This is a genomic window from Shewanella sp. 10B (assembly GCF_023475885.1).
GTDB classification, from domain to species: domain Bacteria; phylum Pseudomonadota; class Gammaproteobacteria; order Enterobacterales; family Shewanellaceae; genus Shewanella; species Shewanella mangrovisoli.
The window spans coordinates 90,713-113,965 of record NZ_JAMDJO010000006.1; the positions used below are offsets into that span (position 1 = coordinate 90,713).

Annotated in this window: 21 protein-coding genes; 11 read left to right on the forward strand and 10 right to left on the reverse strand. The window is 47.7% G+C overall.

Going from position 1 to position 23,253, the window contains the following annotated elements; all coding sequences use genetic code 11:
• Nucleotides 1-19 precede the first annotated feature (19 nt).
• Together rpoZ and gmk are read right to left on the reverse strand one after the other, a co-directional pair.
• Nucleotides 20-298, reverse strand: a complete 279-nt coding sequence (gene rpoZ / locus M0415_RS17470) for a DNA-directed RNA polymerase subunit omega (RefSeq protein ID WP_011624339.1) — start codon at nucleotides 296-298, stop codon at nucleotides 20-22.
• Between the two features lie 58 nt (nucleotides 299-356).
• Nucleotides 357-980, reverse strand: coding sequence for a guanylate kinase (gene gmk / locus M0415_RS17475; RefSeq protein ID WP_220056718.1), 624 nt, complete (start codon nucleotides 978-980; stop codon nucleotides 357-359).
• 374 nt (nucleotides 981-1,354) lie between these two features.
• On the opposite strand from gmk, the gene M0415_RS17480 reads away from it, so the two are divergent.
• From M0415_RS17480 to M0415_RS17495, 4 genes are all read left to right on the forward strand, one after another.
• On the forward strand, nucleotides 1,355-2,851 hold the full coding sequence (locus M0415_RS17480; RefSeq protein ID WP_249556371.1) for a hypothetical protein: 1,497 nt from the start codon (nucleotides 1,355-1,357) through the stop codon (nucleotides 2,849-2,851).
• Between the two features lie 145 nt (nucleotides 2,852-2,996).
• Entirely contained in the window at nucleotides 2,997-3,869 is an 873-nt protein-coding gene (locus tag M0415_RS17485) for a nucleotidyltransferase family protein (protein WP_249556370.1), read from the forward strand.
• Nucleotides 3,862-4,926, forward strand: a complete 1,065-nt coding sequence (locus M0415_RS17490; RefSeq protein WP_249556369.1) for a phosphotransferase enzyme family protein — start codon at nucleotides 3,862-3,864, stop codon at nucleotides 4,924-4,926. The genes M0415_RS17485 and M0415_RS17490 overlap by 8 nt, the downstream gene beginning before the upstream one ends.
• 116 nt (nucleotides 4,927-5,042) lie before the next feature.
• Nucleotides 5,043-6,467, forward strand: coding sequence for an MFS transporter (locus M0415_RS17495; protein ID WP_249556368.1), 1,425 nt, complete (start codon nucleotides 5,043-5,045; stop codon nucleotides 6,465-6,467).
• A gap of 20 nt (nucleotides 6,468-6,487) precedes the next feature.
• On the opposite strand, the gene M0415_RS17500 is transcribed toward M0415_RS17495, so the two are convergent.
• Nucleotides 6,488-7,306: a sulfotransferase family protein gene (locus M0415_RS17500; protein ID WP_249556367.1), complete on the reverse strand. Its 819-nt coding sequence runs from the start codon at nucleotides 7,304-7,306 to the stop codon at nucleotides 6,488-6,490.
• Between the two features lie 303 nt (nucleotides 7,307-7,609).
• Here M0415_RS17500 and M0415_RS17505 point away from each other — a divergent pair, with 303 nt between their 5' ends.
• Complete coding sequence (locus M0415_RS17505; RefSeq protein WP_249556366.1) at nucleotides 7,610-8,725, forward strand: Fic family protein; 1,116 nt, start codon at nucleotides 7,610-7,612, stop codon at nucleotides 8,723-8,725.
• Between the two features lie 218 nt (nucleotides 8,726-8,943).
• Entirely contained in the window at nucleotides 8,944-12,111 is a 3,168-nt protein-coding gene (locus M0415_RS17510) for a DUF3427 domain-containing protein (RefSeq protein ID WP_249556365.1), read from the forward strand.
• Nucleotides 12,112-12,121: 10 nt separating this feature from the next.
• Here the strand turns inward: M0415_RS17510 and M0415_RS17515 are convergent, their stop codons facing one another.
• Complete coding sequence (locus tag M0415_RS17515; RefSeq protein ID WP_249556364.1) at nucleotides 12,122-13,009, reverse strand: LysR family transcriptional regulator; 888 nt, start codon at nucleotides 13,007-13,009, stop codon at nucleotides 12,122-12,124.
• A 247-nt stretch (nucleotides 13,010-13,256) separates the two neighbouring features.
• On the opposite strand from M0415_RS17515, the gene M0415_RS17520 reads away from it, so the two are divergent.
• From M0415_RS17520 to yjjG, 3 genes are all read left to right on the forward strand, one after another.
• The gene (locus tag M0415_RS17520) at nucleotides 13,257-13,748 is read left to right on the forward strand and encodes a DMT family transporter (protein ID WP_249556363.1); all 492 of its coding nucleotides are present in this window, start codon (nucleotides 13,257-13,259) and stop codon (nucleotides 13,746-13,748) included.
• A gap of 22 nt (nucleotides 13,749-13,770) precedes the next feature.
• A complete protein-coding gene (locus M0415_RS17525; protein WP_249556362.1) occupies nucleotides 13,771-14,232 on the forward strand; it encodes a DMT family transporter in 462 nt (153 codons plus the stop codon).
• Between the two features lie 176 nt (nucleotides 14,233-14,408).
• Nucleotides 14,409-15,125 (forward strand): pyrimidine 5'-nucleotidase, encoded by a 717-nt coding sequence (gene yjjG, locus M0415_RS17530; protein ID WP_249556361.1) that lies wholly within the window; start codon nucleotides 14,409-14,411, stop codon nucleotides 15,123-15,125.
• A 59-nt stretch (nucleotides 15,126-15,184) separates the two neighbouring features.
• On the opposite strand, the gene M0415_RS17535 is transcribed toward yjjG, so the two are convergent.
• Nucleotides 15,185-16,048 carry a YicC/YloC family endoribonuclease gene (locus tag M0415_RS17535; protein WP_011718520.1) on the reverse strand — a complete coding sequence of 288 codons (864 nt, stop codon included), beginning with the start codon at nucleotides 16,046-16,048 and terminating at the stop codon, nucleotides 15,185-15,187.
• Nucleotides 16,049-16,262: 214 nt separating this feature from the next.
• Here M0415_RS17535 and rph point away from each other — a divergent pair, with 214 nt between their 5' ends.
• Together rph and pyrE are read left to right on the forward strand one after the other, a co-directional pair.
• Nucleotides 16,263-16,976, forward strand: a complete 714-nt coding sequence (gene rph, locus M0415_RS17540; protein WP_011624329.1) for a ribonuclease PH — start codon at nucleotides 16,263-16,265, stop codon at nucleotides 16,974-16,976.
• Nucleotides 16,977-17,072: 96 nt separating this feature from the next.
• Nucleotides 17,073-17,720: an orotate phosphoribosyltransferase gene (gene pyrE, locus M0415_RS17545; RefSeq protein WP_011624328.1), complete on the forward strand. Its 648-nt coding sequence runs from the start codon at nucleotides 17,073-17,075 to the stop codon at nucleotides 17,718-17,720.
• Nucleotides 17,721-17,815: 95 nt separating this feature from the next.
• Here pyrE and folE read toward each other — a convergent pair whose 3' ends face one another.
• The 5 genes from folE to coaBC all read right to left on the reverse strand — a co-directional run bounded on the left by folE (nucleotide 17,816) and on the right by coaBC (nucleotide 23,170).
• Entirely contained in the window at nucleotides 17,816-18,466 is a 651-nt protein-coding gene (gene folE, locus M0415_RS17550; protein ID WP_011624327.1) for a GTP cyclohydrolase I FolE, read from the reverse strand.
• Nucleotides 18,467-18,733: 267 nt separating this feature from the next.
• Nucleotides 18,734-20,722, reverse strand: coding sequence for an alpha/beta hydrolase family protein (locus M0415_RS17555; RefSeq protein WP_249556360.1), 1,989 nt, complete (start codon nucleotides 20,720-20,722; stop codon nucleotides 18,734-18,736).
• A gap of 135 nt (nucleotides 20,723-20,857) precedes the next feature.
• The gene (gene slmA, locus M0415_RS17560; protein WP_011624325.1) at nucleotides 20,858-21,451 is read right to left on the reverse strand and encodes a nucleoid occlusion factor SlmA; all 594 of its coding nucleotides are present in this window, start codon (nucleotides 21,449-21,451) and stop codon (nucleotides 20,858-20,860) included.
• 30 nt (nucleotides 21,452-21,481) lie between these two features.
• Complete coding sequence (gene dut / locus M0415_RS17565; RefSeq protein ID WP_011624324.1) at nucleotides 21,482-21,940, reverse strand: dUTP diphosphatase; 459 nt, start codon at nucleotides 21,938-21,940, stop codon at nucleotides 21,482-21,484.
• On the reverse strand, nucleotides 21,941-23,170 hold the full coding sequence (coaBC, locus tag M0415_RS17570; RefSeq protein WP_088212311.1) for a bifunctional phosphopantothenoylcysteine decarboxylase/phosphopantothenate--cysteine ligase CoaBC: 1,230 nt from the start codon (nucleotides 23,168-23,170) through the stop codon (nucleotides 21,941-21,943). It abuts the gene before it with no gap.
• Between the last annotated feature and the right edge of the window lie 83 nt (nucleotides 23,171-23,253).

Below are 23,253 nucleotides of genomic sequence, written 5' to 3' on the forward strand. Positions count from 1 at the left end.
AGGTGTGACTCAATTAGACTTATAGTGAACGGCCTTCAGCGATAGCGGCAACAGCTGCGATTTCAGCTGCTTCACGCTCACGCACTGATTGACGCTCGTCAGCATCTAAAGTGTGAGCATTCACTAAACCTAGTTCGATTTCACGCAGGGCGATAACCGTTGGCTTGTCGTTCATCTCTTCAACCATAGGGTCTTTACCCTGCACGGCGATTTGGCGAGCACGACGCGCCGCAACCAGGATCATATCAAAACGGTTGCCGATTTGTTCTACGGCGTCTTCTACAGTTACGCGAGCCATGTGTTGAAACTCCAGTTTATCTAGGGAAAAAATGACGCAAAATTGTACACTAAGGCAGTTAGCCTGCCAACAGATCGTTAAGCATATCATTTTGCGCGTGGATCTGACTAGCACCCGTTAAGCGTTGGCTGCGAATGATCGCCCGCAGATCGGCCAGTGCTGTGTCAAAATCGTCATTGACGATAATAAAATCATATTCTTTATAGTGCGACATTTCAGAAACCGCCTGTGCCATCCGGCTAGCGATCACATCAGCACTGTCTTGGCCGCGGCCTGTGAGGCGTCGTTCTAGCTCATCCCTTGAGGGCGGTAGAATAAATACACCAATGGCCTCTGGCATCACGGCTTTGACTTGCTGGGCGCCTTGCCAGTCGATATCGAGGAAGACATCGATACCTTGAGTCAAAGTGTGCTCAATCACGTGGCGTGACGTGCCATAGTAGTTACCGAACACTTCGGCCCACTCGAAAAAGGCATTTTGCGCGATCAGCGCTTTAAATTCTTCAACATTAACAAAATGGTAGTGCTGACCATTTACTTCGCCGGGGCGAGGCGCACGGGTAGTGTGCGACACTGAAACCTGCATGTCGGCGGGTTTGTCTTTCAGCAGCGCCGAAATCAGCGAGGATTTACCAGCACCACTCGGGGCTGAAACAATAAATAAATTTCCGCGTGCGGTCATGAGCAAAATATCCAGTTGGTTAACGCAAGAAGGGCCCAGAAAGCCGAGCATTATACAGATTTTGACCTTAAAAACGCTAGGGCTAGTTAGTCGGCAATTGTAGTCTATGACGGTTTTTATTGAAGGCCTTTGTCCCGATTGGAAAATTTCACTCTTCACCGTTACTACGTGGACCAAGGTTTGAAATCACAGCGTTTAGACACATAGCCGTTGACCTGAGATTTAAGCCTGATTTAGTTTTAGATGGATATTATCGGCATTTTTATCCGTCTAACGCCTTATTGCACTGACAATTGCGGCTAAATTCGTTACGCTCGTGCCTATGCGACATAGAGTCGTGTGCGCTAGGATTATTTCACTATAAAGGAAGGGTCGTGCTGTTAAAATCTCTTTTCTGCCTTCATGGGCGTGATTCCCGTCCCCGCTTTGTGGCCATCAGTGTTGGTGTGTATTTGGGCATTTCACTGGCTGTCGCCGCGTTTGGGCCGAACTTTTTAATGTATCTTTTAGCGCTAGTGGGCTTACCTTTGCTCGCCCTTACGGCGCTGCGCCGTTTAAATGATGCGGCTAAGCCTAAGGCCTTGGTTGCGGTATTTATTCTGCCGCTACTGATTTTACTGGCGCTGTATATAGTGGCTGCGCCGCCCGTAGTCGCCATTCTAGGGCTGGTCTTGGGCGCTGGTGCGACCTTTTGGGGCACACGTTTAACCTCTCCCACGTTAGTGGAATACCGTTTGGGCTATTATGGCCCAGCATTAGATACCCCTACCTCGCAGGCTATTCCCCGTCGCCGAGTCGAGCCCGTATTAACACCAAAGGCTGCTGCGGCACAGAATGCCACAGTATCCCATGCTGCGCCGGATATTCCGGTATCGACAGAGGCCGAAACCTATTCTCATACTGAGCCTACGAGTGCTTCCCCCGTTGTGGACGCCGAGTTGGATGCCTTGCGCCAAGATGAATTACGCTTCGATGCGTTAACGAAAATGATGCAAAATCCAGCTGACTTTGTCGTGCAAGATGCGTTACTCGAGAGCCACGCCGATTTTCGTCCTGCTAATCAGAGCCGAGTCGAACAAACTCGTATCGACATCGCCGATGTGGATTTATCCCAAGTTGATTTACAGGGCGCGGAGTTTAAGCGGGCACCGCTCGACCCTGCCGAGCACAGTGATGAGCCAGTGTGGCGTTTTGAACCCGATGAAGATACCGCGGCCTTTAACGATACTGAGCATGCTGAAGAAGTGCGTCGTCGCCGCGCCGAGGCGAAAGAGTCGGGCTCGATGACTGAATTGTTTAGAGGGGTTGCCGAGTTTTTCGCGCCTTATCGACGTTATATTAAGTTGCCTAAATTACCTAAGCTTGAGCGCCGTTATTGGTTGCCCGTCGGCGGTGGACTTGGCGCCGTGCTGTTAGTCTTGCTCGTGTGGGGATTATGGCCCAATAGTGATGAGTCACAGGATGAGGAGGCTGCTCCTATCGTGCCTTCGGCGCCTATTGCTGCAAGCGATCGTGTGACCTTAGATATGCCCGATGGTTTTTCGGTGGCGTTAGAGCAAGATGTGTTAATTATTCGCTGGTTAGGTGAACGTGGTAAGCCGCAAAACCTGTGGTCTATTGCCACGGCCAAGGGCGATAAGAGTTGTAGTGCGCTGGTGTTTAATAATGGCACTGAGTATCGCACTATCAGCGTAGACTTGCTGGACGATTCGGCAACGGAGGCGCGTTTCACGCCGCTGGATACCGCCAGTATCATCACTGATCTGGCTCGTCGTGGCAGCATCGGTTTGTGTGGTTACAAGTTCAGCCTCAAGGGCAGCCAAGCGGTTTTAGAGCCTAATCGCAATTTTGGTAATTATTTAGCCCGTTAAATCGATAAAATTCTAGTCAGGACTAGAGGGGTAGATTACACTTTTGCTCCTCTTTTTCTCCAATCTTGTTTTAAATGTGCTCGCAAAGCCGATTGCGGCGAGGTTCGGGAAAATATCTTTAATACGAACTGAACACTAATCCCACATGAATACAGATTTGACCTTAGTCATTATGGCGGCAGGGCTAGGTAGTCGTTTTGGCGGCGATAAGCAATTGGCCTCCCTTGGTCCTGCGGGCGAACCCATGTTGGTGTTATCGATACAGTCGGCGATCCGCAGCGGGTTTAAGCGTGCCGTGCTGGTGATCCGCCCCGAATTGGAAGCGGAACTCCACGACTTGTTGACACGGTTTTTACCGGCGGACTTTGAGTATCACTTTTGTTATCAGTCGCTCACCGATTTGCCCGCCGAAGCGAAGCTTACGGATGTAAGCCATCGTTTAAAGCCCTGGGGAACGGCACATGCCCTGTGGTGCGCCCGTGATAGTGTCAATGGGCCAATGGCGGTGATCAATGCCGATGATTTTTACGGCGACAGCGCCTTTGCTTCTTTAGCGAAGGGATTAACCGCCAGACCCCATGATTGGATGATGGTGGCTTATCCGATTGAGTTGACCTTATCCGAGCACGGTGGCGTGAATCGTGGCTTATGCCAAGTGGAGCAGGGGCTGCTGCGTTCAGTCGCCGAATGGTTGAATATTCAAGCTCAAGATCATGGTTTTATCGGCGAAGGCCCTGAGGGATTGGCACCGCTTCCTTCGCAGTCGCTGGTCTCAATGACCTGTTGGGGCTTCTCGCCAAGCATATTTGATGTTATTAAACGTGAATTAACGGTATTTATCGAACAACAAGGCCAATTGCCTAAATCTGAATGCTATTTGCCCGCCGTGGTTCAGGCGGGAATTGAGCTAGGTGTGCCCGTGTTTGTCGATGTGGCCAGTGAACCTTGGCTCGGTGTGACCTATCCGCAGGATACTGTCTGGGTAAAGCAAAAATTAATGGAGTTATTGAGTGATTAAACTCATCAGGCAGTCAGTGTTGCCTCATTTTGGAATTGAAGCCGACGAAGCAAAAATCTCAGCGTTAGGGAATGGTCATATTAACGATACCTTGTTAGTGCGTTGGCCTACGGGTGAGTTAGTGCTGCAACGTATTAATACCCAAGTGTTTAAGACGCCGCAGGCATTGGTGAGTAATGCCGATAAAATTAGCCATCATTTGTGTGCTAAGGCATTACAACAGCAATATGGCTTGCAGGTTGTGAGCCCTTGTCTCACTCAAGACGGCGAGCTGGCGATCGACTTGGGTGAGCAGGGATTTTGGCGCGCTATCAGTTATTTGCCCCATAGTTTAAGTATCGAGGTGGTGAAGTCTGAAGCCGAAGCCGAAATGGCGGCTAAGGCCTTTGGTCATTTTGCCTGTGCCTTGAGTGATTTCGACGCCACTCAGCTTGAGGATGTTATCCCGCAGTTCCATCATTTGCCGGGACGGATGGAAATGCTGCGCCAAGCGGTGCAGCAGGATAAAGCTAAGCGGTTAGACTCATGCCGCAACTGGGTCGATTACGCCCTGTCACAGCAGAGTTTATTAGATGAGCTAGCCGAGATTTCGCCACAGCTCCCGCTGCGTATTTGCCACAACGACACTAAAATCAACAACATGCTGTTTGATAAGCGCGACATGTCGAGCATGGCAATTATCGACCTCGATACTTGCATGAAAGGGCATCTGATGTATGACTTTGGCGATATGGTGCGTACCTTCTGTTCGCCTGAAGCCGAAGATTCGACCGCCCTTGAGAATGTTAAAGTGCGCCAATCCATCTTTGCCGCCATTTGCCGTGGTTATTTAAGTGAGCTGGGTGAGGTGTTAACTGAGGTCGAAAAACGTAGCCTCTGGCTCGGAGCGCGAGTGATTTGCCTGATGATTGGCGTGCGTTTTTTAACGGATTATCTCAATGGTGACGTGTATTTCCATGTGCACCGTGAGGGCCACAATCTGGATAGGGCTGCGAATCAATTTACCTTGTATCAAAGCCTGTTAGATCAAGAAACCGAGTTAAAGGCTTACTTCTAACCCTGAAACGTCAACACGCCCTAATCAAACGCCCCATTTGGGGCGTTTTGTTTTTGGCTTATATACGACATAATTGCAACATCAAAACCCCTAGTCTCATATGGATTTGGCTTGGAATGGGCACCCTCGAAGCTCCCACTGCATTAACGTGTTCGCGCCGTAGCGCTAGAAATCTCTGGTTAAGATGTACTCTGCGTCGCTCGCAGCAGGAAGCCGTTGCATCGTCGATGATGACGGCGACGAGCGATAACTTTTTCAATGCTTACGCAATTTTTCTCGGTGCTAGTCTTGCGCAAATGGGTTTTGTTACTGGTTTGCCGCAGCTCTTAGGGGCGATGTCGCAGTTGGTTTCGGTATGGTTAGCGAGTCACTTTTCCCGCCGTAGTTTTATCGTCTACTGCGCAGCTTTGCAGGCGTTGGTGGTATTGGGCATGGGCGCGTTAGCGGCCTTTCGCCCCGATAACTCTGTGTGGATATTTATCGGGCTCGCCGTGGGATACCATGGGTTTATCAATCTTATTCAACCCCATTGGCGCGCCTGGATGGGGTCTATCGTACCCGAACGTCGTCGTGGTGCCTTTTTTGCGGCTCGCACCCGCTTAACCATGGGCGCATCCTTAAGTGTGATCTTTGTCGGCGGTGGCATTCTTACCCTTACTGATTCGCTGCAAATGGCCTGGCTAGGCTTTACCTTGTTGTTTTCGATAGCGGCTATGGGGCGTTTTGTCTCGGCTTGGTTGTTACTGCAAATGCACGACCCGGACCCGCGTGAAGCCAAGCAGCGGGGCGTATTTATCCAAACCATCCGCAATTTTCGCGGCGCATGGAAGGATAAAACTTTCCGCCAATACAGCCTATTTGTGGCCAGTATGCAGGCGATGGTGGCCATCTCGGCACCGTTTTTCGCCGTGTATATGTTGGAAGACTTGAAGTTTAGCTACATCGAATTTGTGCTAGCCAGCGTGGCATCGATAGCGACTCAGTTTGTGACGCTGAAGTTTTGGGGACGATTTAGCGATCAATTTGGTAATCGTTTGGTGATGATTATCACCAGTTGCATGATCCCAAGCCTGCCGCTGCTGTGGCTGTTTTCCGATAACTATCTCTATATTCTGGCGATTCAGGCATTTTCGGGCCTCGCTTGGAGCGGCTTTACCCTAAGCACCGCCAATTACCTTTATGATATTCGTCCCTTTCGCAGTGATTTTGCCACCTATGCGGCGCTGCAGGCATCACTGAGCGCGGGATTGGTGTTTGTGGGGGCCATGGTCGGTGGCACGATAGCCTCCCATGCGGCGGACTTTTTAGTCTGGTCAGGTTGGAATACTTGGCTCAGTAGCCCGATTTTTGTGGTGTTTCTCGTTTCGACCATACTGCGTGCATTTGTGACACTATGGTTTATTCCGCGCTCGGTCGAACCTAAAGTCAGGCCTCGGCCGCAGTTACTGCAACTTATCTTCCGTATCCGCGGCTTTAACGCGATCTCGGGCGTGAGTCTCGACTGGTTAATTGTGGTAAAACGCCGAAATACCCCTGATTAGCTTTACTATCCGTTAGGGTGTTAAAGCTTATAATCGAAGAACTTACGTTTTTCAGGCCCCGAGACATTAGCGCTGATCTTATTCGGGTGTTTATATTCATCCCAACTGGCGACGTTGCGGCCGACATTGAGTTTAGGAAAGTTCTGTTGGTTTTGGGCGCTGGCTAATCCCATAAATGCTAATAGCTGGCCGAGGGCGCCTTGGCGGCTGACATCGATACAGAGGAAGTTGTGTCTACCCGCAAAGTAGTCCAATACCTCTGTTTTATGGCGCTGATAACAATCGATAAGATGTTGTTCATCTTGCGGGTTTTCAATCAGACCGACACCAAAGCTATGGCGAAAACTGCGCTTCATGATTGGGTGGAATCGACCGGTTTGTGCGTCTAGATGTGGCAGCATTCGACTCAGCAACATCTGCATCGACGGTACCCAAGAGTCTAACTCGCGGTCAAGATAAACAAACTTGGCCTCGGGGAATAATCCATCCAACTGTTTGAAATCGCTAAAACAAGGCGCATCGGAAATCGCATCCGCCTGCATAAAGGCCTCTTTAGTAAAAGCCATATGCGCCACTTTTAAGCCTTGCTCCAATAACGCTACACTCACGCTCGTCGTCCCAGTCCGGGGCAAGCCGATAAAAATAACCTTCTGTTTTTGCTCGGCAACCACCGACTCATGCTTAACTACACTCAGCTCGATTGCGCTTGGCTTAATTGCATTTGGCCTGATGTCATTTGGTGTAGTCGAATCGCACTGTGGCTGATTGCTCTGCACATCTTCACTATGGTTATGCCCTTGAGAATCGGGAAGGGTGGCAATAGTTGGGTTTTCAGGCATGGATTGGGCTCAGCATTCTTGTCAGCGTGGTCGCGATGGGTGTGTAAATTGGGTTTAGCATTAGTGTTTTATCAACGTTGGCAGTATATCGCAGTGAGTCGGTTTTGGCAGCGCAAAGCTGGCGTTGCGTCGGTATTGCTTTGTAGAGGCAATCAACAGCATAAATCCCTTTATGCTAGAAGCAGTTGGGCAAGGTGAGGCGATTGTTGATATTATTTGACTCATTAAATGAGGTGAATAGATTTGTTAATTGACTCATTATGTGAGTAGAATAGGTTTGTTATTTGAGTCATGGGGTAAGATATGTGGATTTGGCAGCAAGCCGATTGGCCTAAATTTCATTGGAATGCCAGCAGCATTGATGTCTTACTGCGTCAGGTTTATTTCAATCAGGGCCAACTGCTCGGCAAGCAAATACTAAGTCACGACGACAACCAGTTAACCTCAGCGGCGGCACTCGATACCTTACTCGCTAATATTATCCACTCCAGTGCCATTGAAGGTGAAAAGCTCAATGCGGCTTCGGTGCGCTCATCCTTGGCTAAAAAACTCGGCGTGTCCGAAGACAAACCGTATCCGACCACTGCGCAAACCGATGGTTTGGCTGACATTATGCTCGATGCCTTAAAAAATTTAGATACAGAGTTAACCCTTGAGCGGATATTAGGTTGGCATAAACAGTTATTTCCCCAGGGTTATACGCTGTTTAACCCCGTTATTGGTGGAGCGCTACGTGGCGATACGCCTATGCAAGTTGTCTCAGGCCGGATTGATAAACCAACGGTACATTTTGAGGCCCCCTCTCGAGCGACTTTGGACGCTGAACTCTCGCAGTTTATTGAATGGTTTAATGCATCAAGGCAAGATCTGGGTTTAGATCCGCTTATCCGCGCGGCGATAACTCACCTTTGGTTTGTGACTCTACACCCCCTTGATGATGGAAATGGGCGCATCACGCGTTTATTGACCGATTTAGCTTTGGCGCAAGCGGAAAAACGCTCAATTCGCTTTTACGCTATGTCGGTCAGTATTCTGGCCCGTCGCCAAGCCTACTATGACATTTTAGAGTCCACCCAAAGGGGCGATGTCGATATTACTCCTTGGTTAGTATGGTTTTTTGAAACCCTCAATGATTGCTTACTCAATGCTATGGGAGAGGTGAACAAGACTCTGCGGAAAACGCAGTATTGGCAAAATCTCGATCAATCCTTATTGAGTCAAGAGCAAGCCAAAGTGCTCAATCGGATGTTAGATGGCGATTTTGAATTAGGGATGAATAGTAGCCAGTATCAAAAGGTCGCTAAGGTAAGCCGCGCCACAGCCACCCGTCACCTTGCGCAAATGGTCGAGCAAGGCTTTTTAGTAAAAGCCGACGCCGGCGGCCGAAGTACGAGGTACTTATTGCCGAATGGGCTGTAGAGGCTAGTTTGCCTTGTGGAGAATATGCTCACCTGCCGAACATATTTACCGCGTGGAATTACGGCCTTTATCGTAAGTAATCGATTAGTTTAAAGCCTAGGCTGTATTAACTCTCTATCGTAAAAGATAAAGCCATCCCACAAATCGCAATTTGAATCAAATTGTTATGTGATATATTCGCTACAACTTTGATTGTTAGTGTTGGGGCATATCTGGCTATGGAACAGGTCGGGATTTACGAAAAGCTTATTACTCAACTCGTTGAGCAGCGCTTAGATAAGGACATATTTTTTGTTGGAGAAAGGAAGCTAGAAGTTGCTGAGGCAAGTATTTGGCTCTCACGTTTTCTGACTAAAGTAATTGAATATGTGATTAATTCAGTTCCCGCCGATGAAAACCAAGTCTTCAATCAAATCGGTTTGGCTAACCGGTTAGTGATGTGGCTCAAAGAGCACATTAACGATGATGATTTTATTAATGAAAATCTTATCGATAGCCAAGGTCGAATACTCACGGCTCTTTTTAACAAACAAAACCCGATAGCGACTGACTTACCTAAATATACGGCCGCCATATTTCCATTAACGGGGCTAACTCAAAGCGAGCTTTTTTGCGGGAGTAATGCGGGATTATCACTTGAAAGTGAGCTTAAACGTGAGATCCGTTCATCGGATAAAATCTATTGGCTGGTGTCATTTATCAAGTGGGCGGGGATTCGCATCTTCAAGCATGAACTTGAGGAGTTTACACGTAGTGGTAAAGAGTTACGCATCATCACTACATCGTATATGGGCGCGACTGATGCGAAAGCCGTCGAGTTTCTAGCTGGTTTACCTAATACCCAAGTCAAATTAAGTTACAACACTAAACGCGAAAGGTTGCATGCAAAGTCCTATTTATTTCTACGAAATACGGGTTTTCATACCGGTTACATCGGTTCTTCAAATTTATCGCATTCTGCATTGACTAGTGGGCTTGAGTGGAACCTTAAGATCACCACCCAAGAAATTCCACACATCATTGATAAATCGCTCAGTACCTTTGAAACTTACTGGGAATCGAACGAATTTGAGCTTTTTAGCGGTGATGTGAGCAGCAAAGAAAAGTTAAACAATGCGCTCAAAGAAGCGAAAGGCAGTGGCACTGAACCGAGCTCATTTCATTTTGACATTAAGCCGTTTGCGCATCAGCGAGAAATCCTCGAACAGCTTGCAGTAGAACGAAGCGTTCATGGTCGTTTTAAAAACCTTATTGTTGCAGCAACCGGCACGGGTAAGACGATTATTTCCGCATTCGATTTCGCGCAGTTTTATAAACAACATCCAGAAGCAAATTTCCTATTTGTTGCCCATAGGCAAGAAATTTTACAGCAAGCCCTCGGCGCTTATCGCGGTGTGTTAAAGAACAATCAATTTGGCGAGCTATGGGTGGCAGAGCATAAACCAAATAGTTACAAACACTTATTCACATCTATCCAAAGCTTAAATCTGCAACTTGATAACTTGCCATTAGCAACTGATTTTTATGATTATATTGTTATTGATGAAGTCCATCACGTTGCTGCGAATAGTTACCGTGGGCTATTAGAACATTTTGAGCCGACGATTTTACTTGGGTTGACGGCTACACCAGAGCGTCATGATGGTGTTGATATTTTAGTGGACTTTTGCGGTGTGATTGCCGCAGAAATACGTTTACCCGAAGCCATCAATCAACGGCATTTGTGTCCTTTTCAATATTTTGCGATCGATGATGAGACAGATCTTCGTAAGTTAAGTTGGAGCCGTGGTCGTTATGACGTTGCTGAACTGAGCAATTTATATACTCACAATGAACAGCGTGTGACGCGTATTATTCGCAGCCTAGCTGAAACCGTAACTGATATAGACAATATTAAGGCGTTAGCCTTTTGTGTAACCAAGGAACACGCCGAGTTTATGGCGAAGAAGTTCAATTTGGCGGGGATCAGTGCCGATGTGCTGACCAGTGATAATAGCTCTGGACGGCAACAAAAACGGCAGAGCTTAGTTAGTGGCAAATTATCCATTTTGTGTGTGGTGGATATTTTCAACGAAGGTGTCGACATCCCAGAGGTGGATACTTTGTTATTTTTACGGCCAACGGAAAGTTTGACCATATTCCTGCAACAACTTGGCCGAGGTTTGCGTCTCACCGATGATAAGCAGTGTTGTACCGTATTAGATTTTGTTGGCAATTCACGCGATGAATACGATTTTTCTCAGAAATTTAGAGCGTTAGTCGGTAAAACCAATCAGTCGATTAAAGATGAAATTCTCAATGATTTTCCGCATCTACCGCTAGGGTGCCGAATTGAACTTGAAGAGAAAGCACAGTCGATGATTTTGCGTAATATTAGCCGCGCAACGCTCAATGCCAATCGATTAACCAGTCTAATGGCAAACTTTAAACATCAAACTGACTTGCCGCTCACGCTAGGCAATTTTTTACGCATGAACCCGCAAGTGAGCCTTGAAGATATTTATCGCATAAAGATTAATGGCCAAAGTGGATGGACCTTATTAGTCGAGGCGGTACAGGGGAATAAGATTGCAGAACCTGCAGTTCAGCAGGATTTAGCCAAGGCATATTATCGCGCGATTAACTTCCACTTACTCAGTTGCACGTCATTATCCTATTTAAAATTTATCAAGCAGTTATGCGAAAATGATTTTGTCTTTAATGGGTTGGATCCTATTCAAAATCAGTTTGCTTTGATGTGTCATTACAACTTTTGGGATAAATCAGGTACGGCTTTAAACGTTAACAGTTTAGCGGCTAGCTTGCTGATGTTACGTAATAAGCCGTTGCAAGAAGAGTTGTTGTCTGTCTTGGCGATACTGATTAACCGGATACACCATCAAGAAATGGATTTGGAATTACTCCAACCCACAGCGTTGAAAGTGCACTCTCGTTATACTCGTGAGCAAATTTTAGCGGCGATGGGTGCAAGCACATTTGCAGCTAAATCGCCTTCAAGGGAAGGTGTTCTTGCGATTAATGAGCAAAACCTTGAGTGTTTATTTGTTACGTTAAATAAATCAGAGAAGCAGTTTTCACCGACAACCATGTATCACGACTATGCGATTAGTGAACATCTATTCCACTGGCAATCGCAAAATAGTGCACGGCCAGAACGTGGTCGAGGTCTGAGTTATATTAAGCAACAAAAGCTGGGGAAAACCGTGCTGTTGTTTGTTCGAGAGCAATCAAAAGATGAAAATGGCCGCACTATGGGATTCGTGAATTTTGGCAAAGTGCATTATGTCAGCCATAACGGTTCACAACCCATGAATGTTACATGGAGATTAGAGCAGCCAATCCCTGATGTAATGTGGCATGACGCGGCCAAACTGGCAGTGGGTTAAATATTACTTCCTAGATTTTTCCCAACTGCTCCATCAAAAACTCAATCAATACCGTTACTTTGGTTGGGAGATATTTTCGCTGTGGATACACAGCATAAATACCATGTTCGGGGAGTGGAAAGTCAGTCAGTATCGTTTGTAAACGCCCAGCCTGTAGATCGGACTCTACGATGAAGCGCGGTAGGTTGGCGATGCCTAGGCCATCGAGACAGGCTTGGTGGATAGCATCACTATTATTCACCTGATAGTTGCCTTTGGGCTGAACACGTTGCACGCCATTGGGACTGTGGAAACTCCATTCCACACCATCTTGAAAGTAACTGTAAAACAAACAGTTGTGCTGAGTTAACTCGCTAGGAGTGAGGGGGGCACCGTGCTGAGCTAGATATGCGGGGGACGCGCAAATAACGCTTAAACAAGGGGCTATTTTGCGGGCGATAAGGCTGGAGTCGGGCAGTTCACCGATACGAATGGCTAAATCAAAACCGCCTGCGATTAAATCTGTGGTCTTGTCATCCATTTGCATTTGTAGCTGAATATCGGGGTAACGTTTTAAAAATTCAGCGATTAAAGGCGCAATATACAAGCGGCCAAACACCATAGGCACGGAAATTCGCAGATTGCCTTTAGGTGTTTGCTGCAATTCGGAGATGGCATCCAATCCTTCTTGGGTGAGCTGTACCGCTGGGCGAATATATTCGAAATAGCGCGCGCCAGCATCCGTTAGGCTCAAACTGCGGGTGGTGCGTTGTAACAGTTGAATCCCTAAGTGTTGCTCCAACTGCGTGACTCGTTTGCTGATGGCTGATTTACTCAGCCCGAGTTTTTGTCCCGCAGCGGAAAAGCTACCGCATTCCACCACAGTGACAAAAATGGGTAGGGCGGAAAAATGTTCCATGCAGGGCTTCCTTTATCAAACGATGGTGAAACAGCCGAGGCTCGGCTGTAGGTCTCTTATTTCTATCACTTTAAGCTGAGTATGAGGGGCTTTAGAACCTCACTTGCTTCTTGCATCTCGCTTAAAGCGGAAATCATCAATGTTAATTGTCAGCTAAAGCTCAACAATAAGTTTCTATTACGGTGGATTATAAGGTTTAAACTATCACTGTAGAATATTTTGCAACAAAAATAGATGGGCTGTTTTGATGCAAACGTCTAATAAACTGACCTTAGTTATGTCTTTTGTGGCGCTCTGCTCCGGCGTTTTACTGGCATTAATGATTAAACTCAATAGCCAGCTTGCTATGTATAGCTCACCGCTTTTGGCATCTTGGATGGCTCATGGTATTGGGGCAATAACAGTATTGTTGATGCTGTTTTTACTGAGAAAAAGGCTAATGGGTAAAGATGCCAGGTCGACTTTGAATACCGATGCGAGTCAATCATGGTTACCTTGGTGGGCGTATTTAGGTGGTGTTCCTGGTGCTGCGACGGTTGTGTTGGCCGCTGTCACAGTCAACAGTGAATTAGCCTTGGCTGGCACCTTAGCCTTGATGCTTGTGGGGCAGTTAATCTTGAGCTGTATATTCGACTGTTGTGGTTATTTCGGTGTCGTTAAGCGGCGCATTCGATTCACAGAAGTCATTGCTATGGTGATGATTTTGTTGGGAGCCATGTTAGTGATTTATGCACATTAGCTGGCGTCGCAGGGGAAATTGAATGGAATTGATGGTACTTATCGCACTGCTTAATGGCGGTTTAATTGCCTTAAGCCGAACCTTTAATGGTGCCTTGGCAAAACATAGCAATGCGTTAATCGCATCTTGCTTTAATCATATTGTGGGCTTTGTAGTCTTGAGTGCATGGATAATCTGCCTAGAGAGTGGCGCAAATCAGCTACAAGGGCAGCCGCCAGTGTATTTGTACCTCGGTGGAGTCATTGGCGCTTTATTTGTCGTGCTAAATAGTTGGGCATTGCCATCGTTAGGGGTGATGCGTTGTACTTTGCTGGTGATATGTGGGCAGATGCTGACAGGCGTTGTGCTGGATATAATATCTCGCGCCAGCGGTATTCATTGGGCGTCGCTCGTTGGAGTATGTTTGATGTTAGCGGGTGTCGTGTTCCTTAATCGGGTGAAACAACCTACGCCGCAGGTAAAGCATGCGAATTGCTCGTTGTGATATGGCGTTAATCGCCGTTCAAGCTCATCATGTCGTAGCGAACGGGTTGCTTTGTCATTCTCGGGTATGTGAAAACCGAGCCAAGTAGGGATTGGTTGTTGTGTTGATCATTTTTGGGGTTGTCGCATCGTTTTTTCATGTTTAGCATTTGATTTTTGTTTGTTATTAGGAGTGTTATGTCGTTCTCAAGCCAGACTAATTCTTCGGCCGTGCCTTACTCTTGGGTGCTTTTCGATGCCGATGAAACCCTCTTTTATTTCGATGCTTTTGAAGGGTTGAAGCTGATGTTTTCAGGCTTTGGCATCGATTTTACTCGGGCCGATTTCGATGAATATCAAAGTGTAAATAAGCCGCTGTGGGTTGAGTATCAGGATGGCAAGATCACCGCCGCCGAACTGCAAACCATACGCTTCGAGCCTTGGGCGGCAAAGCTTGCTGTGACCCCTCAAACCCTAAACAGTGCATTTTTAACGGCTATGGCTGAGATTTGTGCGCCCTTGCCCGGCGCCCGTGAATTGCTGGCCGCGCTGCAGGGCAAAGCCAAAATGGGGATTATCACCAATGGCTTTACCGAGTTGCAGACAGTGCGTTTAGAGCGTACAGGTTTGCAGCATCATTTTGATATTTTGGTGATTTCAGAAAAAGTCGGCATCGCAAAACCTGATGTCGGTATCTTTGAATACGCCCTTGAGTTGATGGGCCAGCCTGCGCGCGAACAAGTGTTGATGGTGGGCGATAACCCACATTCAGACATTCAAGGCGGTATCAATGCGGGATTCCACACCTGTTGGTATAACGTCCATGGGCACGCAGTCCCCGCAGGTATTCGCCCGCACTTTCAAGTCGCCTCCCACCATGAGCTACAGCAGAAGCTAATCTCATTACTCGGCTAGCCTCCAAAAAACCAAAAGCCCTTAAAAAGGGCTTGTGGTTTTAGATAACACAAATATCACTATTCGACGTTCTGGATCTGCTCGCGCATTTGTTCGATGAGCACTTTGAGCTCGACAGCGGCGGCGGTGATTTCGGTGCTGATAGATTTTGAGGCGAGGGTGTTAGATTCGCGGTTAAATTCCTGCATCATAAAATCTAAGCGACGGCCTTCGCTGCCGCCTTTTTTGAGGATGCGGCGCGCTTCGGTGACATGGGCTTCGAGTCTATCCATCTCTTCGGCCACATCTTGTTTTTGCGCTAACAGGATCATCTCCTGCTCGATGCGGGCAGGGTCGAGTTCACCTTTGATTTCCGCGAGGCGATTGGTGAGTTTATCGCGCTGATATTCCATCACTTTAGGCATGTGCTCGCGCACGATAGCGATTTGTTCTTCGACGCCTTCTAAACGGCTTAACAACATTTCTTTAATCGCTGCACCTTCGCGGCCACGGGCTTCGATAAACTGGTCTATTGCTAAATCGAAAGCCGTTAATAACTCGGCGCCAATGGCATCCATATCTTGCTCTGAGCTTGAGAGCACGCCTGGCCAGCGCAAAATGTCAGTCAGGCTCACTTCGCCTTGGCCGGCTTCTTGTTTTAACCAGCTGGCGGCGTCGAGCAACTGCTTGGCTAACCCTTGGTTTAATTTGAGTTCGTTATTGCTGTTGTCGGCTAACTCATAGCGTAAATTGACCTCGACTTTACCGCGGCTTAAACGTTTACGCAGACGGTCGCGCAGTACGGGTTCGAAGCTGCGGAACTGTTCTGGCAGACGTAGGTAAGTTTCGAGGTAACGCTGGTTGACTGAGCGAATTTCCCAAGAGGCGGTGCCCCATTGTGCTTTGTGCTCGATGCGAGCGTAGGCTGTCATGCTTTGGATCATGGGATTGTCCTAATGGTTGAATCGTCATATTGATAGGCGATTATAGAGTCAATGGCTTTAGGATTAAAGGCATACAATATACTGCTAGGGGTTAAGCTAGCATTTAAAGATGGGGAGTTTGTCAGAGAATGGCCCTAGGCATGGCATCCTCAGGCACAAATCCCTATAATATGCAGCCAAAATCGGTCAATGACTCAGAATACAGGAATCTCGCATGCGTCCAAGTAACAGAACGCCAGCACAAACACGTCCCATCACTATCACTCGCCAGTTTACGGCCCATGCCGAAGGTTCTGTGTTAGTGGAGTTTGGCGAAACCAAAGTACTTTGTACCGCCAGTTTTACTGAGGGTGTGCCACGTTTCCTTAAAGGTCAGGGACAAGGCTGGGTGACGGCGGAATACGGTATGTTGCCACGTTCAACCCACAGCCGTATGGACCGTGAAGCGGCTCGCGGCAAGCAATCTGGCCGTACTCAAGAGATCCAGCGTCTGATTGGCCGTGCACTGCGTGCTTGCGTCGATATGAAAGCCCTTGGCGAAAACACTATCGTTATCGATTGCGATGTGATCCAAGCCGATGGCGGTACTCGCACTGCGTCTATCACAGGTGCCTGTGTGGCTCTTGTGGATGCACTGAACTGGGCCCGTGGTAAGGGCATTATCAAGTCTAACCCGCTGAAGTTTTTGATTGCTGCGGTCAGCGTTGGTATCTACAACGGCGAAGCGATCAGCGATCTCGAATATGTGGAAGACAGCGCGGCCGAAACCGATATGAACGTAGTCATGACGGAAACCGGTAAGATTATTGAAATTCAAGGTACGGCCGAAGGTGAGCCGTTTAGCCATGAAGAATTGATTGAGCTACTCGGGTTGGCGAAGAATAGTATTCGTGAAATTGTCGATGTGCAGAAAGCCGCATTAAATTAATTGTTGTTGATAAGAAGCCCCGTTATGGGGCTTTTTATTAAATCAATATTGCTATAACCCAATAAAAATAGAACGTTAAAGTCGTAAGGAGAGATTGTGAAAGCCTATCAACGTGAGTTTATTGAATTTGCCCTAGAGCGTCAGGTACTGCGATTCGGTGAGTTTACCCTTAAATCGGGCCGTATCAGTCCTTATTTCTTTAATGCGGGTTTATTCAATACTGGGCGGGACCTTGCGCGTTTAGGACGTTTTTACGCGGCGGCGTTAGTGGATTCAGGCATAGAGTACGATCTGTTGTTTGGCCCTGCTTACAAAGGTATTCCGATTGCGACGACTACCGCAGTGGCACTCTGCGAACATCACGATATCGATATTCCTTACTGCTTTAACCGTAAAGAGAAAAAAGATCACGGTGAAGGTGGCAGCTTAGTCGGTAGCGAGCTTAAAGGTCGTGTAATGCTGGTGGATGATGTGATCACCGCGGGCACGGCAATTCGTGAGTCGATGGAAATCATCGAGGCTCATCAGGCGCAGCTGGCAGGCGTATTAATCGCGCTGGATAGACAAGAGAAGGGCAAGGGCGAACTGTCGGCCATCCAAGAGGTTGAGCGTGATTTTGGCTGCGGTATTGTGGCGATCATCAAGCTTGCGGATCTGATCAGCTACCTGTCAGAAAAACCGGGTATGGAAGCGCAACTGGCTGCGGTAAGCCAGTACCGTGAGCAATATGGCATTGAGGCCTAATAAGGCTTAAGCGGGTTATAAACTGCTAAAACAAAAACGCTGCGATTCGATAAGAATGACAGCGTTTTTTTTATGCCCTGATTAAATCCAACAGCTTATTTGGATTGATTTAAAAACTCGGCACGGGTGGCGGGGTTAGATTTAAAAATGCCCCCTAAGGCGGTGGTTGTGGTGGAGCTGGTGGAGTCCATCACGCCGCGGGATTTGACGCAGTAATGCACCGCATCCATTTTCACGGCCACGTCTTTGGTTTCGAGCAGGGTTTGCAAGGCTACTAACACTTGCTGAGTTAAGCGCTCTTGCACCTGTGGACGCTGGGAGAAGAAACGCACTATGCGGTTAATCTTTGATAAACCGATAATTTTCTTACGAGGAATATAAGCGATCGTCGCTGTGCCATCGATAGTGACTAAGTGATGCTCACAGGTACTGGTCAGGCTGATATCCTGCACGCGCACCATCTCATCGAAGCCCATTTTGTTATCAATGACAGTGATCTTCGGGAAGTTCTCATAGTCTAAGCCGGAGAAAATTTCGTCGACATACATTTTGGCGATGCGGCGTGGAGTATCGGCAAGACTGTCGTCGGAAAGATCCAGTGACATTAGCGTCAGGATTTCCTTCATATGGAATTCAATCTTGTCCTTACGCTCTTCAGGCGTAAACACATTGGGGAGCATGGGGGTTTCAAGTCCGCGTTCTTGTAGGGCGGCTTGTACTTTTACTGCTGCTTCACTTAATGCCATCTTATCCTCCACTACTGCAGTAGCGGCTATCACTGAAAACCTAGCACCCTAAACTGAGTTTGTACAATGGGTGAACTCAGGTACAAATCGACTCGTTCTTATCTGGGTAAGAACAAGGTGGGGGAGAATAGCGCGAATTGCGGATAATTCATACCAAAAAACGCTCACGCTGAAGATGAAAAAGCCGATAGTCCTTATCGATTATCGGCTCCTTGAGGCGCTAAAACATCATTATCTTGATGAAGATAGTGGTTATTTTAGTGAGTACTAAAGTTTTAAGTTGGTTTTTAAGAAGCTCAGCATCTGATCGTAATACTTGGCTCTGTGGTTATCGTCATAAAAACCGTGGCCTTCGTTATCCATCACCAGTTTTTGATAGGGATAATTATGGGCTTTGAGGGCTTTTTCGAGTGATTCGAGTTGTGTTATCGGGGTTCGTTCATCGTCACCGCCATGAACCAGTAACAAGTTTGCCTTAAGCTTGTTGACGTTATAGCTTGGAGACATCGCTTTAAGTGTTTCCAAGTTGTTGCCTAGTACATTGTTTTGATAGCTGCTTCCGGAAGATGAATCCGCAACGTCACTATCATCTGTCCAGAGAGGGAGATCGTAGACCCCTGCCATACCCACTGCGCATTTAAACATATCGGGGGCTAATACTGCGCTTTGTAGTGCGCTATAGCCGCCAAAACTGGCTCCTGCAATACACACCCGCTCCTTATCGGCAAAGCCTTGATCAATCACATATTGAGTTGCATCGATAATATCGTGCTGAATATCCGAGCCCCACTTTTGATAGCCTGCTTGCTCGAAACGCTCGCCATAACCACCTGAGCCACGGAAGTTAACCTGTAAAACCGCCATACCATTTTGAGCAAGTAGTTGGTTTTGTGGGTCAAAACCCCACCAGTCACGAATGCCATGGGGACCACCATGGGGATTCACGACCAAGGGTAAATTTTTGGCTTCTTTGCCGAAGGGTAAGGTTAAGTAGCCATGGATTTTCTGGCCATCACGGTTGGTGAAACTAATAGGTTTAACCTCTGCCATTTTTTCGGGGTCGAGCCATTTGCGGGCGGCGGTTAGATACTCTAGCTTGAGCTTTTTCGTATCAAACAAATAGTAATCACCGGGATTGCGATCGTTAAATGCAATCACCACTAATTGTTCGCCATTACGGGTTTCGCTGACGATTTGCACTTGATGCCCCGGCAGGGCGGCGAGTAAATCTTTAAGCAGTTTGGCATGGTTATCGTTGTTATCGACAAAGGCATAACTGGGATAGCCATTTTCAAACTCAACGGCATACAGCTGCTTATTGGTGCCATTGATCCAGAAGTTGCTCGGATCGACCGCTTCATCTTGAATAATCTCAGCCTTCTGGCCCGTTTCAAGATTGATGCGATAGACGCCTAAGGTTTCGTTACCCACTCGGCCTGCGGCGTAAATACTATTTTTATTATCGGCGAAGGAGATAGGCTTGAAATCGCTTAAGCCAAGGTTGAGTTTGTCGGTGTTTACCCATTCGCCATCTTTGCGGTAAAAGACTTTAGTGATGTTTTTGCCATCTTCCCCAGCCACAAAGCGGACTTCACCCTCATGGTCTGTCATAAAGCGAGCTTGGCCAATGGGAGAACCTGTAATGCGCTTACGCGTGCCGTTAAATAGGTCTACGCGGTAGACATCCTGCAGCAATTCAAAGTTTAAGTTCGATTCATTATTCCAAGGAATCGCATTGACCAGCATATAACGCTCGTCATCAGGCAGAGGATCGAGAATAAAGGCGGTGGCGCGCATTGGGGTGTTTTTCTTGATATTCGATCCGGTTTGTTGCTCGCCGCTGTTATAGCCGAATAGGTACGCCTTGCGAGAACCATCGGCGTTGACCGCCATTAATTCGCCGTAGTATTGGGGCACATCGGTCCAGCCCTTAAGGTATTCTTTTGCCAGTACAATGCGTTCGCTATTGGCCCACTCATAGGTGCCTACCTGCGCGTTGTTCGGGAAGCGAATTGCGTTAAGCATTTTTTTGGTTTTAGCATCGAGTACTAAAAGTACATTTTTGCCTTCGACACTGGTGATTGCACTTAAGTATTTGCCGGTAGGCGAGATCTTGACGTTAGAGTACTCGTTACCGCGACTGAATAATTGGGATTGTGACAGGGCATTTGCCGCCGAGGTTTCGGCCGCGAATGTGCTGAAAGGCATAATAGGCAAGCAAATTACGGCCAATGCAGCAAATGGCAAAGATTTCATCTGACATCCTTGTAATATTATTGTGGTTTTTGTTTTGAAAATGTTTATTTGAGATTAAAACAAAAGAAATACCGATACAAGGCGTGGGGGATAAAAGAAAGGACGGTGATTACCGTCCTTTGTATTGAAAAATCATTAGCTTTGTAACAGCTGATGCTGAATAAAGCGCCACTGTTCATCGAAGTGCTGTGTCGGTTTGAGTTTAAACTCACTGCGCACAAATTGGGCAATTCGCCCTTCGGCGAAGGCTAACAGCAAATTAGCTAAAATAGCCTCATCTAAATTAAAGCCTTTCCCTTCACGTAGGGTTTTTTCCCGCAGAATTTGCTTGAGTTGGGTTTCAATTTTGGCAAATAGGGTGCTGATACGACTGCGTAGACGCTCGTTTTCACCTAAGAGTGCATCGCCATTGAGTACCCGAGAGATCCCAGGGTTGCGCTCGGCGAAAATCAACAGCAGTTGTAGCACTAATTGGCAACGTCTCATGGTGTCTTTTTCATCGTCCATGATGATGTTGATGCGGGAGAGTAGTGACTCTTCAATAAACTCAATTAACCCTTCAAACATCCGCGCCTTACTCGGAAAGTGGCGATAGAGTGCCGCTTCCGATACACCGACCTCAGAGGCGAGTTTAGCGGTGGTAATACGTTGTCCTGGGCTGGTTTCTAGCATTTGCGCTAGGCATTGCAGTATGTGTTCACGACGATTAATTTTTGGGCTTACAGCCATTGCAGTATCCTTGCTCAATATCGATGCTGGTTATTTAGTGCCAGAATGGCCAAATCCACCTTCACCACGATCTGAGCTGTCGAACTCATCAACGAGTTTGAATTGTGCTTGTACCACTGGAACAAACACGAGTTGTGCGAGACGATCACCAATTTCTAAAGTGAATGGGGTATCGCTGCGGTTCCAGCAAGAAACCATCAAGGGACCTTGATAATCTGAATCGATAAGCCCAACCAGATTGCCGAGTACGATACCGTGCTTATGGCCAAGGCCTGAACGGGGCAGGATCACGGCGGCAAGGCCTGGGTCTGCCACGTGGATGGCGATGCCCGTAGGGATTAACTGAGTCTCACCTGGGGCTATCGTCATTGTGGTATCTATCATGGCGCGAAGATCCATTCCCGCGCTGCCAGGCGTGGCATAGGCGGGCAGGGGAAATTCAGAGCCAATACGGGAATCGAGGATCTTTAATTCAATCGGTGTTTTCATTTATTTTGTTTTTTCTTTCACTATCAACGAAAGTAATTGCCGAGCCAACGTGAGCTTATCGGTAGCAGGCAAATCTTGACTACCCTGCGGCCAGAATACACGCAGGGCATTGGCATCGGCATTAAAGCCAAGGCCAGCAACGGATACATCGTTTGCGGCGATCATATTCAAGTTTTTGCGTTTGAGTTTATCGCGGGCGTAGGTTTCTACATCATGGGTTTCGGCGGCAAATCCCACCACAAAAGGACGGTTTGCCAAGCTTGCGACCGTCGCTAAGATATCAGGATTCCTCACCAGCGCAAGTTGCATTTCTTCGGCGGACTTTTTGATCTTACAGTCCGCAATATCGCTGACGCGATAGTCGGCAACCGCCGCGCAGCCAATGAAAATATCTTTTTTATCAACATTATCCATCACAGCGTCGAGCATGTTTTGCGCGGATTCGACATTGATTCGCGTCACCCCCTCTGGGGTGGCTAAATTTACTGGACCTGAGACCAAGGTCACAGCGGCGCCCATGTCGGCGGCGGCTTTTGCTAAGGCGAATCCCATCTTGCCTGAGCTGTGATTAGAGATATAACGCACCGGATCGATGGCTTCGCGGGTTGGTCCTGCGGTAATGAGCACCGACTGGCCCGCTAGCGGCTGAGTTTCCTGTTCAGCATAGACATCTTTTGTTGCAAAAAAGCGACTAGCTAATTCTGCGATTTCTAACGGTTCGAGCATACGACCAGGGCCTACTTCGCCACAGGCTTGGCTGCCGCTGGCGGGGCCCCACAGGGTATAACCTCGGCCTTGTAAACTCGCTAAATTGGCTTGGGTGGCTGCATTGCGATACATCTGCTGATTCATCGCGGGACACAGGGCTATCGGCGCTTCGGTCGCAAGACAAGTGGTGGTGATCAGCTCATCCGCCATGCCCGCATTGATACGGGCCAGTAAATTCGCGGTGGCGGGGGCGATAATCACTAAATCCGCCCAGCGCGCGAGCTCGATATGACCCATTGCCGCTTCGGCAGCGGGATCGAGTAAACTTGATGCCACGGGATGGCCTGATAAGGCTTGCAGAGTGAGAGGGGTAATAAATTCCATGGCGCTCTGGCTCATCACCACTCGCACATCAAAGCCGCGTTCTTTTAAGCGGCGCACTAAATCCGCACTTTTGTAGGCCGCTATGCCGCCACCAATACCCAGTAGGACGTTTTTCGTTATCAGGCTCACAGACATCATCCGAGATTGAAATAATGTCGCCAACCATACCACAAAGCGACTAATTGGCGTGACTGTCCCAGTTCAAAAAAACTCGTCCATAC